General features: G+C 52.1%; 12 protein-coding genes and 4 pseudogenes. 11 read left to right on the forward strand and 5 right to left on the reverse strand.

Annotated features, from left to right (window positions below; genetic code table 11):
* Nucleotides 1-65 precede the first annotated feature (65 nt).
* From JCM15764_RS25450 to JCM15764_RS25460, 3 genes are read right to left on the reverse strand one after another with little or no spacing between them, the layout of a single operon-like run.
* On the reverse strand, nt 66-401 hold the full coding sequence (locus JCM15764_RS25450; protein ID WP_243689500.1) for a glycosyltransferase: 336 nt from the start codon (nt 399-401) through the stop codon (nt 66-68).
* Entirely contained in the window at nt 365-883 is a 519-nt protein-coding gene (locus JCM15764_RS25455; RefSeq protein ID WP_243689501.1) for a hypothetical protein, read from the reverse strand. Before JCM15764_RS25455 ends, JCM15764_RS25450 begins: the two co-directional genes overlap by 37 nt.
* 31 nt (nt 884-914) lie before the next feature.
* The gene (locus JCM15764_RS25460) at nt 915-1,091 is read right to left on the reverse strand and encodes a hypothetical protein (RefSeq protein WP_243689502.1); all 177 of its coding nucleotides are present in this window, start codon (nt 1,089-1,091) and stop codon (nt 915-917) included.
* Between the two features lie 181 nt (nt 1,092-1,272).
* Here JCM15764_RS25460 and JCM15764_RS20140 point away from each other — a divergent pair, with 181 nt between their 5' ends.
* The 7 genes and pseudogenes from JCM15764_RS20140 to JCM15764_RS20165 all read left to right on the forward strand — a co-directional run bounded on the left by JCM15764_RS20140 (nt 1,273) and on the right by JCM15764_RS20165 (nt 9,825).
* Nucleotides 1,273-2,109 (forward strand): GPMC system MBL fold metallohydrolase, encoded by an 837-nt coding sequence (locus tag JCM15764_RS20140; RefSeq protein WP_243689503.1) that lies wholly within the window; start codon nt 1,273-1,275, stop codon nt 2,107-2,109.
* A pseudogene (locus JCM15764_RS20145) lies at nt 2,102-3,944 on the forward strand (TIGR04442 family protein). The gene JCM15764_RS20140 and the pseudogene JCM15764_RS20145 overlap by 8 nt, the downstream one beginning before the upstream one ends.
* A 135-nt stretch (nt 3,945-4,079) precedes the next feature.
* Nucleotides 4,080-6,887: pseudogene (locus tag JCM15764_RS20150) on the forward strand (GPMC system transcriptional regulator).
* A 100-nt stretch (nt 6,888-6,987) separates the two neighbouring features.
* Nucleotides 6,988-7,125, forward strand: coding sequence for a hypothetical protein (locus tag JCM15764_RS28985; RefSeq protein WP_369412394.1), 138 nt, complete (start codon nt 6,988-6,990; stop codon nt 7,123-7,125).
* 5 nt (nt 7,126-7,130) lie between these two features.
* Nucleotides 7,131-7,436: a hydrogenase maturation protease gene (locus JCM15764_RS28990; RefSeq protein WP_369412395.1), complete on the forward strand. Its 306-nt coding sequence runs from the start codon at nt 7,131-7,133 to the stop codon at nt 7,434-7,436.
* 119 nt (nt 7,437-7,555) lie between these two features.
* A complete protein-coding gene (locus tag JCM15764_RS20160; RefSeq protein WP_054698702.1) occupies nt 7,556-8,809 on the forward strand; it encodes a DUF3300 domain-containing protein in 1,254 nt (417 codons plus the stop codon).
* 105 nt (nt 8,810-8,914) lie between these two features.
* A pseudogene (locus JCM15764_RS20165) lies at nt 8,915-9,825 on the forward strand (DUF2950 domain-containing protein).
* A gap of 73 nt (nt 9,826-9,898) precedes the next feature.
* Here the strand turns inward: JCM15764_RS20165 and JCM15764_RS30500 are convergent.
* The gene (locus JCM15764_RS30500; RefSeq protein ID WP_439645361.1) at nt 9,899-10,213 is read right to left on the reverse strand and encodes a PleD family two-component system response regulator; all 315 of its coding nucleotides are present in this window, start codon (nt 10,211-10,213) and stop codon (nt 9,899-9,901) included.
* Between JCM15764_RS30500 and JCM15764_RS30505 the strand changes: the two genes are divergently transcribed.
* The 4 genes and pseudogenes from JCM15764_RS30505 to JCM15764_RS25465 all read left to right on the forward strand — a co-directional run bounded on the left by JCM15764_RS30505 (nt 10,207) and on the right by JCM15764_RS25465 (nt 13,417).
* Nucleotides 10,207-10,503, forward strand: coding sequence for a hypothetical protein (locus tag JCM15764_RS30505; RefSeq protein ID WP_439645362.1), 297 nt, complete (start codon nt 10,207-10,209; stop codon nt 10,501-10,503). The genes JCM15764_RS30500 and JCM15764_RS30505 overlap by 7 nt on opposite strands.
* Before the next feature lie 294 nt (nt 10,504-10,797).
* A pseudogene (locus JCM15764_RS20175) lies at nt 10,798-11,903 on the forward strand (DUF362 domain-containing protein).
* 265 nt (nt 11,904-12,168) lie between these two features.
* The gene (locus tag JCM15764_RS20180) at nt 12,169-13,020 is read left to right on the forward strand and encodes a hypothetical protein (protein WP_243689504.1); all 852 of its coding nucleotides are present in this window, start codon (nt 12,169-12,171) and stop codon (nt 13,018-13,020) included.
* 43 nt (nt 13,021-13,063) lie between these two features.
* Nucleotides 13,064-13,417, forward strand: coding sequence for a hypothetical protein (locus JCM15764_RS25465; RefSeq protein WP_243689505.1), 354 nt, complete (start codon nt 13,064-13,066; stop codon nt 13,415-13,417).
* A gap of 409 nt (nt 13,418-13,826) precedes the next feature.
* On the opposite strand, the gene JCM15764_RS20185 is transcribed toward JCM15764_RS25465, so the two are convergent.
* On the reverse strand, nt 13,827-14,847 hold a 1,021-nt coding region (locus JCM15764_RS20185; RefSeq protein WP_243689506.1), incomplete at its 5' end, for a CxxxxCH/CxxCH domain c-type cytochrome.

Consider the following 14,847-nt stretch of genomic DNA (forward strand, 5'->3'; position numbering starts at 1 on the left):
CCTCACCCCTCACCCTTCACCCTTCACCCTTCACCCTTCACCCTTCACCCTTCACCCTTCACCCTTCACCCTTCCCTCAACACCCCCTGATAGAGCCGCAGATAGCCTGCAATTTCCTTTTCCGGGGCAAACCGTTCCCTTACCAACTTCCGCCCTGCCGCCCCGAATGCTGCACGCATGTCGGGCCGACAGACAAGCTGCTCCGCCTTCTGCAAAAACTGACGCTCGTTCTGGTAAAGAAAACCGGTTTTTCCATCGGCAATGAGCGAACGGTTCCCCTCGATGTCGGCAGCCAGCACCGCCTTGCCATAGGCAAGAGCCTCCAGGATGCTGTTGGCCATTCCACCCTCAAAGATCGAAGTATTCAGCACCACCTCAGCCTTATTGTACAGGCAGCCCATTTCATCATGGCCGATTCCGCCAAGGTAATGGGCGAACGGGTACCTTTAAGGGAGTCCATGACCTGTGCGGCATAGGCAGGATCAAGGACCGGCCCGGCCAGGATCAGGCGAATGCGTGGATATTGGTCATGCAGTGCCGCCAGCGGCCCGAGGGGGAAAAGCACGTTCTTTACGGGACGCAGGCCCGCCGGCAGGAGAAAGCTGAAGCTGTCGGATGAAAAGGGGAATTCTCTGGCTCGACGGCAGGGTTCCTCAGGCAGTTCCACCCCTTGGGGTATAACGACGGTGCTGGCCTCCAATTGGGGAAGATGGTTCAGCAGCCGGTCTCTTACGCTTTCGTGGAATACGACCAGTCCAGCAGCCCCATTGAGGGCGCGGAAGGTTTCTTCCCGGCGGTGGTCAATGATCGCTTCATAGATATCGGTACCCGTAAGAGTGATGACATAGGGAATGCCGTACTGCTCCTTGAGCCGGTAAGCCACTCTGCCGCCGCTATGGCCATGGAAGCGTGGATCAATTCTGGTCTTGCAGCATCGACCTCACTGCCGATCTCTTCGACAGCCATGGCTCCAGTGAATAAACGGCTACCTCGACTCCGGCATTTGCAAGGTTTTTCTCAATGCGGCGCACGGTCACGGCGTTGCCGCGCATGAGCGGATAGTAATGGGGAGTGATAATGCCTACCTTCATGCATCAGGCCTTTCAAAGAAACGAGTGCCACCGGCAGGATCCGCTCCGGAGGTTCAGGCTGCACTTAATATGTACTTTTCCTTTTGATTTATTGCAAGTCATTGCTGCCATGAACCCGGACAAACCCCTTGCCTGCATCGGCCAAAACATGCTATTTAATAGGCATTCCAAGGGACCTGCTATGAAATTAACGATTCTCGGCTCCGGCACCTCCACTGGCGTGCCCATGGTCGGCTGCCATTGCCCCGTCTGCGCCTCAGGTGATCGCCGGGACAAACGGACCCGCGCTTCAATCATCATAGAAAACAGTGGCAAATACATTCTTGTCGACACCTCCACCGATCTGAGAAAGCAGGTAATCAGAGAGCATATTCCCCACATCGACGCCGTACTCTTCACCCACTCCCATGCCGATCACATCCACGGCATTGATGATCTTCGCGGCTTCCATTTTATCCATAAAAGGATCATACCCTGCTATGGAAGCGAAGAATCCATGAAGGTCATCGCCAGAAATTTCTCATATATCTTCAAGGGCATGGAAGCCGCCGGCTATGCACCGCTCATGGAGCAGAATATCATCAGCGGCCCCATGGACTTGTTCGGCTGCCGGGTGGAACCCATTCCACTCATGCATGGCCACATGCCGACCACCGGTTATCGTTTTGACGACGTGGCCTACCTGACCGACTGCAGCTCCATACCCGACACCTCACGGGCAAAACTTGCCGGTCTCAGGTTGCTGATACTAGATGCTCTTCGCTACACACCCCACCCCAACCATTACAATATTGAAGGAGCACTGAAGGTGGTGGAAGACCTCCGGCCTGAGCATGCTATCCTTACCCATCTTACCCATGAAGTTTCTTACTCTGACGGGGCAAAACTGCCCAGCGGCGTGGAATTCGCATATGATGCATGTCTTTTGCTCTCTAATCCCGAGAAGCTAACTTGCAATGAAGGCTTCATTAGGCTAATATTACGCAATCCTTGGGAACGGAAGGAATTTGATGCATAACGATATTCGCCTCCATGGCTTCATCGATAAACATATTGAATATTATGCCATTGTGGCGGGAAACGATGCGCACAACCGTTTCTTTTTCAATACCGACCAGGGAGATGGAAAAAATCTCCGCTTCTTCTGCCCCGGCAGCGAATTCATTATCGGCACGGAATCCATAAGCCACTACGGCAACGGCGGCTCGTTCTGCGAATACATGTTCGGCGTCGATCAGCCATTGCCGACCTGGCCAAGGGAGACGTCATCAATCGCCTTGTCATGTACGGCACACGTTACGACAACAAGGCCGGCACCCTGAAATTCAGTGACCGCACCGACGGCAGCCAAAGCTATGAAAAAATCTTTTTTGACGGCAATGCTGTCTGCAACTATTTCTTCTGCATCAATTCCGAAGTAACCCAGGGTTCACTGGAAAAGCAGCAGGAAATCATCGTCAGGCGACTGGGCAAAGCCCTGAAGAGATCCGTTTCCGTCTGGGAGGAAAATGACAACGGCATCATCTCGGAGATGTTCGACCTCCTGAACGACCCCAAGGCCCAGCTCTTCCTCTTCAAGCTCATCAACAAGAAACATGAGAAATACAGCAACTTCTTCAAATCCCTCTACTTCAAGAACAAGAAGATCGCCGACGAGGATTTCGCCGGACTGTCCGCTCTGGCTGATCAGTTCTCAATCGACCGCTATCAGCAGGAGCGGATCCGCATCGACATCATGTACAAACATCCCGACAACAAGAGGATCGTCGATGAATACAAAAATATCCTCATCGCCTGCAATCGCAAAGGTGAAATCAACAAGCTGGAAAATGCGCGTCTGACCAGGCTGAAAACTCTTTCCGTCCGCAACAAGATACCCGGCGCCCTTTTCTACACCTTGGATGAAATGCTGAAAAAGGACAAGAAATTGATTGACCTGGAAGAGAACAATTACATTTCCGAAACCCGACAGATTCTCGAAGGGATGTTCCTCAGCGAACGGCAGATTGAGAATGCCATTGATCGCGACGACCTCTTAAAGCTGCTCTTCGCCAAGAAGCAAGCTGCCGAGAATCGCGATCACACCTTCGAGGAAATCCTCCTTGACGCCAGCAAAGTCTGCGACGAGAAAATCCGCGATGGCGCCGACATCCAGCTTCTGGAGGGCTTTTCCCATATCATAACCTATTTCGACCGTTACGATGCCACGTCATCCATCATCAATCAACTGGCCTTCATGGAAAATGTGCGGGTAACCGAAGATATGATAAGAAGCCTTCTGGGCAACAAGAGCGAGTTTGATGGCTTGGCCCCGGACCTGTTCGCCAGCCTTTTCCTTGCCGGCATTTTCGAAAACAAGTATCTTGGCGCCTACGGCCGGAAAAAGGTCTCAACCTGATCAAGGGACTGAACCTTATTGAAGAGAACCGCCTTTCCATAGCGGCGCTTCTGGATCAACTGCTCAAGATCGACGAAGAAGAGAGAATATTCATTACCTTGCTGGAGCATGTGCGGGAGAGAATACGCAACTTCTACTCCAAATATGCGACTAAAGCCGATCAGGATGCACTGAAGCGGGAAGTGTGCGAAGAGCTCCACCATAAAAAGCTGCTTGACGGTCAAATTCCCGACAGGCTGTTCGACGAGACCATCCTTGCCATCAAGAAAGAGGCCATCTATCTGCACAACCTGCTGCCCACCATCATCTCCCAGAAAGACATTTCCCTGCGGGAAGACTTCCTGGAAAACTCCGGCCTTGACCGCTTCTATGTGGAAGAGTTGGAGCGGGAATACTACGAGCTGAACGACCTGAACATGGAAGAGCTGTACCAGATCAGAAAAGGACTGAACTGAAAACAGGCCGGCAGTCATCCCCGGTTACCGTTACAGCCCGCCTGCCTTCCATAACTCCCCCCTTATCGCGCTTGACTCCCCCTCCTTTTTTATCTAGAGTACCCATCTGTGTATTTTTCCTACTCAGAGGTATTCATGGAATCATTAGTATTAAGGCTGACCAAGCTTGGTGAAAAGATCTCCGGCTTCGGCAAGGAGAATCTGGATGAGATGCTCCATGCTGCAGCAGAAGGCTTTCGCCTTATGTCCGGACAGGAGACGGTTCGCATCTACCTGGAAGATCTGACCAAGGGTGCCCTTGCCTGCGCCTACGCTTCAGGTCCCTTCAGCAGTGAAATCCGGGAGGTCACTTTCCCCATCATCTCCCGCGATGCCATGGTTTCCAGTGTCTTCGTCTCCCAGTATCCTGCCGAATTCCGCAATGCCAAGGCCACGGGTCTTAGCCTCGACAAGGGCTTCGCCGAAAAGTTCGATATCTCGGCCAGCTACCTTGTTCCCCTGACCAGCCAGGCAAATCCATCGGCGTAATCTGCATCGACAGGCAGAGCCCGGGCGAGATAGTCAGTGCTCGCGGCAAAGCAGTCCTTGGCGATTTTCAGGCCGTGATCGGCAACCGGCTCGATTCTGCCAGAAAGTATCACCAGCAGCTACTGCTCGCCCGCAGCGTCGAAGAGTACAAAAAACGGGAAACCGCCGCATTCATGGTAAGATCGGCAGTGCGGCTGATCGACCGGCTCTCGCTCGCTTCAGTTCTAATTCCCGTGTCCGGTGTGAACGGGGACGGGGCATTGGCAATTCTCGCCAGCCACTCCGAAGAACCCGGCCTCAAGGCCCTCTATGATGAACAGGGGGCCATAGATCTGGAGAAGGGAAAGTCTCTTATCTCCAAATTTGTGAATGATAGCGGGGTTATTACCGATGACCGTTTGCTGCGCCCGATCTTCTTTGCCGACCTTACCCAATACAGCTTGCAGAAGCGAGCCCTCACCGAGCAGATGGCGCTTCGTTCCCTCTATGTGGTCCCGCGTTTCGATCCGGAAACGCGGCGACTGATCTGCCTGGTTAATTATTTCACCCGTGATCTTTACCGTTTTTCCGAGTTTGAAATGGGTCTGCTCCAGACCCACGCGGAAATGGTGGAAAGCGTCATCAATGAAATCGGCAGCGAGCATCTTGAGATCCGTGTCCTGGCGGAGATTACCGACCTTCTCCAGGAGCGGAATGAGGAACTGCAGCCGTTCCTGACCAAGGTCCTTTCCAAGGCTACGGAACTGATCGGCGCCGATACGGGCAGCATCGCCATCGTCGAAGAACGGGAAGGTGAGCGCTGGCTGGTTGTGGAAGATGAAGAAGGCAACATCATCGGAGCAAAGAACAAGGAATGGCTGAAGAAATATATCCCCCCCTTCAAGATCGGGGGATCTGAGCTCCCACCCGAGGAGCGCAGTTTGACCGGTTACGTGGCCTGGTCGAAGCAACCCAAGATCATCGCCCATATCGAAGACGAACAGCGTAGCGGCGGCTTTCACCGCTCCATGAGCGACCTGATCAAAAGTGAAATTGCCGTGCCGATTATCAGCGGCGAAGAACTGACAGCCGTCATCTGCCTGAATTCCTTGAAGTCGGCCTATTTCACTGAGGAACATAAGCGGATTCTGCAGATTATCGACCGCCTTACCTCCCATCACATTTCGGATATTCAGCGAATCGAACGGCTGCAGAATGAAGTGACCAGGCTGCAGAGCGATGTGGCCTACAAGGACCCGCAGGTTTCATCGTACCGGCTGGGCAACATCATCGGCAACAGCCGCAAATCCCAGGAGATAGTCGAGTTCATCAACACCGTCTCAGGCCGATCTTTAACCGTATTGCCCTCTGGAGCAAGAACGTCCTGCAGGAAGCAACAATCGGCCTCCCCTCCATCCTGGTCCTCGGCCAGACCGGAGCCGGCAAGGAATTTTTCTTCAACAACCTGTACAACAAGCTCAACGAACTCTATCGCCAGGAAATCGATCCGGCTGGCGAGCTGCCGGTGAAGAAGACCAACATTGCCGCCTACAGCGGTGAATTGACCTATTCCGAACTGTTTGGCCACAAAAAAGGCGCCTTCACCGGGGCCTACAGCGACCGCAAGGGCATCCTGGAAGAGACCGGGGGGGGCATCGTCTTCCTGGATGAAATCGGGGATGCCGATCTGAAGACCCAGGTCCAGCTCCTGCGTTTCCTGGATAATGGCGGATTCGTCCGTCTGGGAGACAACCAGGAACGGTTCAGCAGGGTTCTGGTGGTGGCAGCCACGAACAAGAACCTTCAGGAAGAGATCAGCCGGGGGAATTTCCGCGAGGATCTCTACCACCGGTTGTCAGAGCTTTCGGTACGGGTTCCGTCCCTGAATGAACGGCGGGAGGATATCCCAGACTTGGCAATCCACTTCCTGGGCAAGCTCTACCGCACCTACCGGGGCAAGGATGAGCCGAGGGACGATGCCCCTTTCCTCACCGAAGAGGCAAAACAGGTGCTGGTCAAGCATAACTACAAGGGCAACATCAGGGAGCTGAGAAGCATCCTTCTCCGTGCCCTCTTCTTCAGGACCGGACAATCCCTTGGCGCAGCCGATATTCGCAGGGCCATCACCGATGGTATGCGCGAAGTGACGACCCAGGCCACCACCAAACTCACAGTAGAGGTGACCGACGAGATTCTATCCAAGATCGCCCATGAAGAGGATTTTTGGACAGCGTCTATGAACCATATTCCCAGAATCTCATTTCTCGGGATGTGGTGAAACAGGTTATCGAAAAATCCAAGACGGCCGCAGGCAAAGGCATGCCGCAGCTTGCCCGTTATCTGAAAGCAGTTGAGGGGGATATCAATAATGATGAAGAAGAGCGGCGCCGCTTCTTCAAGTTCAAAAATTTCCTGTACAAGACAGTGAAGATATGAGGGAAAACTTCCACTGGAGCAATAGCGGGTCGAGATTAAAAATCTGACGCAGGAGGAACGTATTCTGTCTATTCTAGTGCTCGGCATAGGAAATCCAATCATGTCCGACGACGGTGTCGGAGCAAAAGTCATTCAGCTTCTTCAGTCCCTTTATATTTTCCCTTCAGAAGTTATTCTGCTTGACGGCGGCACCATGGGGATCGATCTGCTGCCGAAACTGGAAGGAGTTGAGCGCTGATTTTAGTGGATGCCGTTGATACCGGCAAAACACCAGGGACACTGGTGCTGCTTTCCGGCAATGAAATTCCCCTTGCCAACGGTACCAAAGTTTCGCCTCACCAGATTGAACTGAAGGACCTGCTCACTGTCGCCGAGCTCCTTGGCTCCTTACCTGCGGAAATTGTCTTATGCGGCATACAACCTGCTTTTACCGGACTGGGAACCGAACTCTCCCCTGCTGTCTCTGCCCAGATTGGGCACCTGGCAAATGAAGTCCTGCTCCAGCTGTCCAGATGGGGCATCAGGCAGGAAATGACTCCTAAAAAATAAAATTTGAATGCTCCTATTTTCGTTTGCTTCCGGCCCATGCCCCTCCCTTGATGCCCCATCAGATTCTGATACACTAACAGCAAGCTGCTCTGCGCTACCTTACCCTTGCGGGGATAATCATGAAATCAATTACCATTGTCCTTTTTGTCACACTGCTTTCCTTGATTTTCACCCCAGCCGGGGCTGATGAATATTCAGCCGACCAAGCATACGACGCGGGTGACGATCTGTTCACTACTGAAGAACTGGATGACCTGCTGGCACCCATTGCCCTTTATCCTGACCCTCTGATTGCCCAAATCCTGCCTGCTGCAACCTTCATCGACCAGATCGACGAAGCGGCGCGGTACGTCCGGCAGTATGGGAAATCGGCACGGATTGACCTTCAGCCATGGGACGTGAGTGTCAAGGCTGTTGCCCATTATCCGACTGTACTGTTCATGATGGACAACAGGTACGAATGGACGGTTTCTCTCGGTCAGGCCTTCGTCAATCAGGAGCAGGAGGTCATGGATACCATTCAGCAACTCCGTGCCGATGCTAAAGCAGCCGGAAGTCTCGTTTCTACTTCCCAGCAACAGGTAATAGTGGAAGGCCAGGTCATCAGGATCATCCCTGCTGAAGCTGAGGTCATCTATGTTCCCCAGTATGATCCTGTCGCCGTATATGTGGAAGGATTCTACCCTTCCTACGGGTTCATTTCCTTCGGCATCGGTTTCGGCATTGGGGCTTGGCTGAACAGGGATTGCGACTGGCACAGACACCGCATCTTCTACCATGGCTGGCGCGGGAGGGGATGGATAAACCGGGCCCGGCCATTCATAAATACCCGTAACCGCACCTACATAAACAGCCGGCACCGTGATATCCATATAAACCGCCGGGTCGTTCAGCACGACACCATCAGGTTTCGCAATGAGCTACGCAGGAATGTAGAATTGCGGAGGGAGCAGGGAAGACGACCCGGCGCGCCCGCAAATGTGCCGCAAAGGCGTACCAGGGTTGCACCTCCTGCTACTACTGCACCAAGGCCGGCTTCTCCCGGAACTATTGAAAGAAGGAGTCCTGACCGCGGCCGCCTGTCCCAAGGAGAGGTGTCGAAACCCTACTCAGGTTTCGGGGGCTATGGCAGTGACCGTGAATTAAAGACCTACCGCCAGCGAGGCAGGATGAGCCGCGACAGTGTTCATCAGCTGAACAGGCAGCCACTGACAACCGGGCAACCTTCAGCAGTGCCGGGCATCGGGACAACACGCTCTGCGCCTGCGCCGACCATTCGGCAGGCGCCACCAGCTCCTGCCCCGTCCACAAGATCTGCCCCCCAGATTCCTGGTGGCGTTCCCGGCGGCTCGCGCCCGGCAAGACAGCGGTAACCGTCTATTACAGTTTTCATCGCACTTGCTACTTCTGGAAAGGATCCTGCCATGCCCAAAACTTCTTTTACAACCAAGCACCCGGCAATGCTTGCTGTGCCAATAATGCTGTTGTTGCTGCTCTTTCCCCTGCAAATTCGCGCCCTGGAGAAGGATTACGACCAGCAGATATTCACCTCACCCGAAGAGGCGAGGGAAAGACTGACATCTGCAGTTGATTCGAGAAATTTTCAAGAGCTGAAAAAAATGTTCGGTTCAGGTTATCAGGACCTTGACCCTGGAGACCCGGTCCAGCGATCTGAGGAGTTCGGGCATTTTTCCCAGCATCTCAAAGAAGGCACCGAATTGGCCATGGAAGGGGATTCCAGGGCTATACTGAGGATAGGCAAAGAAAAATGGCCGTTCCCCGTGCCGGTAATCCGCAAGGGGAATGGTTGGCTCTTTGACACAAAAGCAGGGCGTGATGAGATCCTCAATCGTCGAATCGGACGGAATGAACTGCTGGCCATCAATGCTTGCCTGGCCTATGTGGAAGCACAGCGGGAGTACTACAATATGCCTGAACCTGATGGAGTGCAGATTCCCAAATATGCTCAGCGCCTTATCAGCTCCCAAGGAAGGCATGACGGGCTATACTGGCCGACACTGCCCGGTTCCAAGGAGAGCCCGCTGGGGCCGCTCATAGCCAAGGCCAAAGAAAAAGGTATATGCAGGAACGGGCAAAAGACGAAAACGGTTCAAGGCCGATCAACGGTTATTACTTCCACATCTTGAAGCAACAAGGGGCCAGCGCCCCCGGCGGCAGGTTCAGCTATATCATCAACGGCAACATGGTTGCAGGACACGCTTTAATTGCCTATCCCGCTCGATGGGGAGTATCCGGCATCATGACCTTCATCGTCAATCAGCGAGGCCGGGTTTACCAGAAAAACCTCGGCCCGGAGACAACACGGATCGCCAGGGCAATGAAAGCTTACAACCCTGATCTAACCTGGAAAGTGGTTGAGGAACAATAGCCGGTTTGGCACTGGCAAAAAAAAGAGCGGAGCAATTGCTGCGCCACTCTCCAAAAATTCTGCTGAGTGCGATTTACATCTTCTTGCGCAGATAGCTGAGAAATTCCTCTTTTGAAAGTACCTTTTTCCTCACCAGGTGGTCTACCTGGCGGCTCATGGCAGTTCGCTCCCCAGCCTTCATGTTGTCTTTCAGGAGGATGAAAAATGGGATGTTGCGTGTCTGCGGATAGAGACGAAAGCGCTCAAGAATTTCAAAGGCACCCATGTCCTGCAGCATGAGAGTGCTGAAAATCAGATAAGGGTGGCTGATGGTGGCGACCGCTACACCTTCCTTGCCCGTATATGCATTAACAGCTTCAAAGCCAAGGTTTTGCAGTGTCTTTGCCACCTGTTCCTCCCTTTGCGGGAAATGACAAGGACCTGCAGATCGTAATCCTCTATATCGTCGATGAGTCCGAATACCGCCAACCGCTCCATTACGTATTCGGGATCAATGGGCAGGGTAAAAAAACCGGCGACAGGAAAAACTTCACCCACTTTTCCTTCTTCACTGAGATAGAGAGGAAGCACCGGTATATCGCGGGTCTCCGGATTGTTTTTGATCTCCAGCAGAATCCCCCAGCCGTCTTTGGCATAGGGGGAGATATCCAGCAGTATGCCAAGCGGCTTACAGGTTGAAAGCTCGGATAGAGAGGCTGTTCTCGCCCAGTAACCGGCTTCAGCAAGGTAACTGCAGATCAGCGCTCCTCTTCCCGATTTTCACCCAAGCCTAAAATCCAGAGTTCGCGCTCAGAGCATTCTTTCATGTAATTCCTCGCAGCCAGTATAATTTTCTAATGTAATAGCACATTTTGCGCCAACCGCAAGAAAAACTTTCTCCTGATACCGTCCGAACCGTTGAAAAGCCTTTATTTATATGTTAAATACACAATCACGCCACCTGATTTATATACTTTAACGAGGTTAAACCCCATGAAATGCCCTGTTTTTTTCACTGATATGCGGGCCGCCGCGGCCATAGTCTTTTTGACAAAATCAGCACTCTGCTCAACAAGTGTCGCATTAAAGATCGCATCTCAACCGGCAATCTGGTGGCAGTAAAGCTCCATTTTGGTGAGCGGGGAAACCACACCTTTATCCGTCCCGTCTTCATCCGAAGGATTGTCGATGAAATAAAAGCCAATGGCGGCCAGCCGTTTCTGACCGACTCGTCCACGCTGTACCCAGGTGAGCGGAAAGAAGCTGTCTCTGCTCTTACCTGCGCAGTCGAAAACGGTTTTGCCTTTGCTGTTGTCAATGCCCCGCTTATCATGTGCGATGGCCTGCGTGGACATTCCGCGATCGATATTGCAATCGATGGTGAAATTCTGAAAAGTGTCAGCATAGGCCGGGAAATTGTTGAAGCCGACGTCATGGTAACCGTCTCCCATTTTAAATGCCACGACCTGACAGGGTTTGGCGGCGCCTTAAAAAACCTCGGCATGGGCTGCTCCAGCCGTAACGGAAAACTTGTTCAGCATTCAACTGTTGCTCCCAAAATAGCTGAGGAATTCTGTACGGGCTGTGGTGCCTGCCTGAAATCCTGTGCCCATGATGCCATTGCCATAATCGAAGGAAAGGCCGCCATCAATCAGGAAGAATGCGTTGGCTGCGGACGTTGTGTCACCGCCTGCCTGCAGCAAGCGGTAAATATCCAGTGGAACGAAGCCTCGGAGCTGATCTTGAAAAAGATGTGCGAACATGCAAAGGGCGCAGTTCTCGGCAAGGAAGACAAGAATATCTACCTTAATTTCATCACCCAGGTATCACCTTCATGCGACTGCTATGGTCATGCTGATGCGCCCATTGTCAACGACATAGGCATCTGCGCATCCACCGATCCTGTAGCTCTTGACCAGGCTTGTGCCGACCTGGTAAATGGGGCGCCCGGCAATGTGAACACCGCCCTTCAGACCGGCTTTGAACCTGGGGAGGACAAATTTCGCGGCGTTCATCCCGAGATCGATTGGGAGATACAGCTTGAACATGCTCAAAAGCTGAATATCGGCACAAGAAGTTATACTCTTGTGAAGGTCTGACTGCTGCCTGGATCAGGCAAATAGAGCTTCAACCATTCCTGCGTCAAACTCCCTTCTGCGTTTCCCCGACCTATATTTATATGTGCCTGCCGTGTTATGTCCGTAAGAGAAAAATTAACACTCTTTGTTCATATTCCTGTTGAATGGAATTGCGTGCTCATTTAAAATCTAATGAGATTGGTTCCAGTGAGTGTGTACCCTTTATCTAAAAGACAGTACCTTTATTCCTGTCTAGCAGTTCGCCCGACGGAAGGACCTCTAAATCATGAAACTTTACTCTTTACTTTCGCCTCTTCTCACCTGGGTAAAACAGATAAAGCTGATGGCTGCTACCGTGATTACAGTAATTACTGTCATTTTCATATATGCTGCCGGACATTTTGATTTTTCGGACGACCTGCACGGCCTTTATCTCCTCAGATGCGACAGGGGGCGGTTGTTCGACCTGAAAGGCGACCTGCTGCTGGGTGAAGAAAATCGGCTGTTGGCAAAGTTCGAACTTGACCCGATTATGGACCTGTTCCGTTACGAACACAGCCACAAACCAAACCACTCCCATCTCTCCTACAGCTGGAATGAAAGGAATGGCAGCGGCTACATATTTAATTACAGGGAAGACGGCACCCAGCTTTTGACCTGTTTCAGCCGATTCCGAGACAGCCAGGGGGAAATTCCGAAAGGTCTTTTTCTCGGTGGCGGTCTGCCCTACTCCAAGCATGACAATGCGCAACTCACCATGAGTGCCACAGGCATGGCCCATTTCGACGGCAAACAATGGCACCATCTTTGGTGTAATGCCAATGAAACCATAGCTTCCTCAGCGGAGGAAAAGCATGATCCTTCGACCTGGCAATTCTTGAACAGCAAGGTTCTGTTCAGCGACAGCAAAAAACTCATCATTCGCAGCAGTCACCAATTTCCTTTCGGCACAACAACCCTGCGCATTGATCGATATGCAATTTTTCGGGCCGGCGAAAATTATTTCATCTTGATGATGAAGATAAGCAACATCGGAAATGACCCTGCCTACTACTATTATGTTTATGGCGACGAGCTGGGTAGGACAATTCGGCAGCTCAGGCGGCAATGTTGGCTGGGCCAGGGGGAGACTTTTTAACTTTGAAGGAGCTTTAGATCCTCAGCAATATTCATACGCCGGCATGTACGATATTGGTAATCCGGTTATCCTCGGCGAACAGAATAGATTTTCGGGTCTGGCCAATTTCATTGAGTGGATAGGGGACAACAAACCGAACCTTGTCTACTTTTCCAATAAAGAAGGGCAATTTGCAGAAGAAAAAGAAAGGGTGCCCCTTTACAGCAAAGACAATCGAGTCATATTCCTGCAATGGGGGCCACGACCGATTATGCCCCAAGGGCGCGATTATATTATTTTGGCAATCGGCATGGCCGGTACAGACCCAAAAAACGGGATGCCGTTCAAGCCCGATGTAGGTTGGATCAGACAGATTTCGATGTTATCCAGTCTGATGCCCGATAATCAGGTGCTTTGATCATCTTAAACCCACATCTTCCACCAGCTCGGTTGTCACTGTTTCTTGGTCAGCACTCCTCTTCTCTGCTTCTGATTATTTTCGACTGGTAGCTTAAACTCGCTCCGAAGTCCTGCCGTCCTCACGGCTAATCATCGCTAATCATCTCAAGAATTCCTTTGCCCTCCCTTTAATCCTCATTTCAAGGCCAGTACAAGAAAGTTTGGCAGTTGTCGGATAATTTCGGGGTCTTTTGGCCTTCGGCTGTGTTGCCCGTGCGGTTAGAATTTCCGGAGTTTTGGTCGTTTTGTGAAACTTATTACAGATTATTGCAGACACTCAGGCAGCAAGCTGAAAGAGTGAATGGTGCAAAAAAAAACCGGCCCATCTCTTACAGATGGACCGGCTGGAATAACAACTGAGGTATTTGTTACAGGCTGGTGTGGCAGCTATCGCATGAGAGGGTATCACTCCATTTTACAGCTGGCTGGCCTGCCTTCATGTTATGACAAACGACGTTGGAACAGGAGCTTTGCCCAGCAGGACCTGCGGTCCAGGTTGCCTGGGCTGCCAGCTTGTTTTTAGAGTAGTCAAAGGCTGCAGCACCATTTTTGTAGTTGTCGCCGTTGCGAACCCATCCCGTGGTACCGCTGGTATATCCGGCGAAGCTGGTAGGCCTCAACTGTGCCTTGGAGTAAATTGTCGTATCGGCAAAGGAAACATTGACATTGCCGTTGACGTGGTTGCTCAGGTCGGCAATGGAGCCGTAGACAGGCGATGCATCTCCGCCGTGGCAGGAGACACAGGCGCTGTTTGCAGCATTGCGTGCTGAGGTAACTGTTCCACTGTGACAGATGTTACAGTTGATTGTAGTTTGCTGGCCGGCGATGCCATGGCTCACGGAGCCTGTGGAGCCGGCAGGAAGTAATCCGCTTGTGCCGTTGAAGACATTGTCAGCATGAATTCCGCCACTTACATGAGCCTGGTGGGTGGTATCAGCTGGTGAGTTGCCATGGCACTTGGCGCAGCGTTCGGAGGCAGTTAGAGTAGCAGTCCAAACTGGAGCATGGCCGTTACCGTTGACAACCATCGGATTTTTACCATCGCTGTGACAGTAGACCAGATCGCAGCCAGTACCTGCATTATAGGTAGCTGTTGCACCGTTTTTAGCCTTTAAGCTGCTGCCGCCACTAACTGTCGCAAGCTGTCTTACATCAACATCGATGTTGCCATCCCCATGACTGGCAGTGGTAATTGGGTGACAGTTGGCACAACCGAATTGATATCCGCCGATAGAGTCGGAGCCGGTGGACTTGTTTGACGTGTAAGCGTAGAAGGTGACGCTGCTCAGGAGGCCACTGGTATGCTTGCCATGGGCGCCGGAGAGGGTTGGATGACAGCCATTGCAACCCAGAGTAGCACCCCACTGGGCAGGAGCCACGGCGAACTTG

The sequence above is a fragment of the Geotalea toluenoxydans JCM 15764 genome (assembly GCF_001311985.1).
In the GTDB taxonomy this organism is placed as follows: domain Bacteria; phylum Desulfobacterota; class Desulfuromonadia; order Geobacterales; family Geobacteraceae; genus Geotalea; species Geotalea toluenoxydans.

Coding starts and splice junctions, on each gene's coding strand:
- JCM15764_RS20140 (WP_243689503.1), top strand. CDS start 1,273: ATGAAATTAACGATTCTCGGCTCCGGCACCTCCACTGGCGTGCCCATG.
- JCM15764_RS25450 (WP_243689500.1), bottom strand. CDS start 401: ATGGGCTGCCTGTACAATAAGGCTGAGGTGGTGCTGAATACTTCGATC.
- JCM15764_RS25460 (WP_243689502.1), bottom strand. CDS start 1,091: ATGAAGGTAGGCATTATCACTCCCCATTACTATCCGCTCATGCGCGGC.
- JCM15764_RS20180 (WP_243689504.1), top strand. CDS start 12,169: ATGAAACTTTACTCTTTACTTTCGCCTCTTCTCACCTGGGTAAAACAG.
- JCM15764_RS28985 (WP_369412394.1), top strand. CDS start 6,988: ATGTCCGACGACGGTGTCGGAGCAAAAGTCATTCAGCTTCTTCAGTCC.
- JCM15764_RS20160 (WP_054698702.1), top strand. CDS start 7,556: ATGAAATCAATTACCATTGTCCTTTTTGTCACACTGCTTTCCTTGATT.
- JCM15764_RS25465 (WP_243689505.1), top strand. CDS start 13,064: ATGTACGATATTGGTAATCCGGTTATCCTCGGCGAACAGAATAGATTT.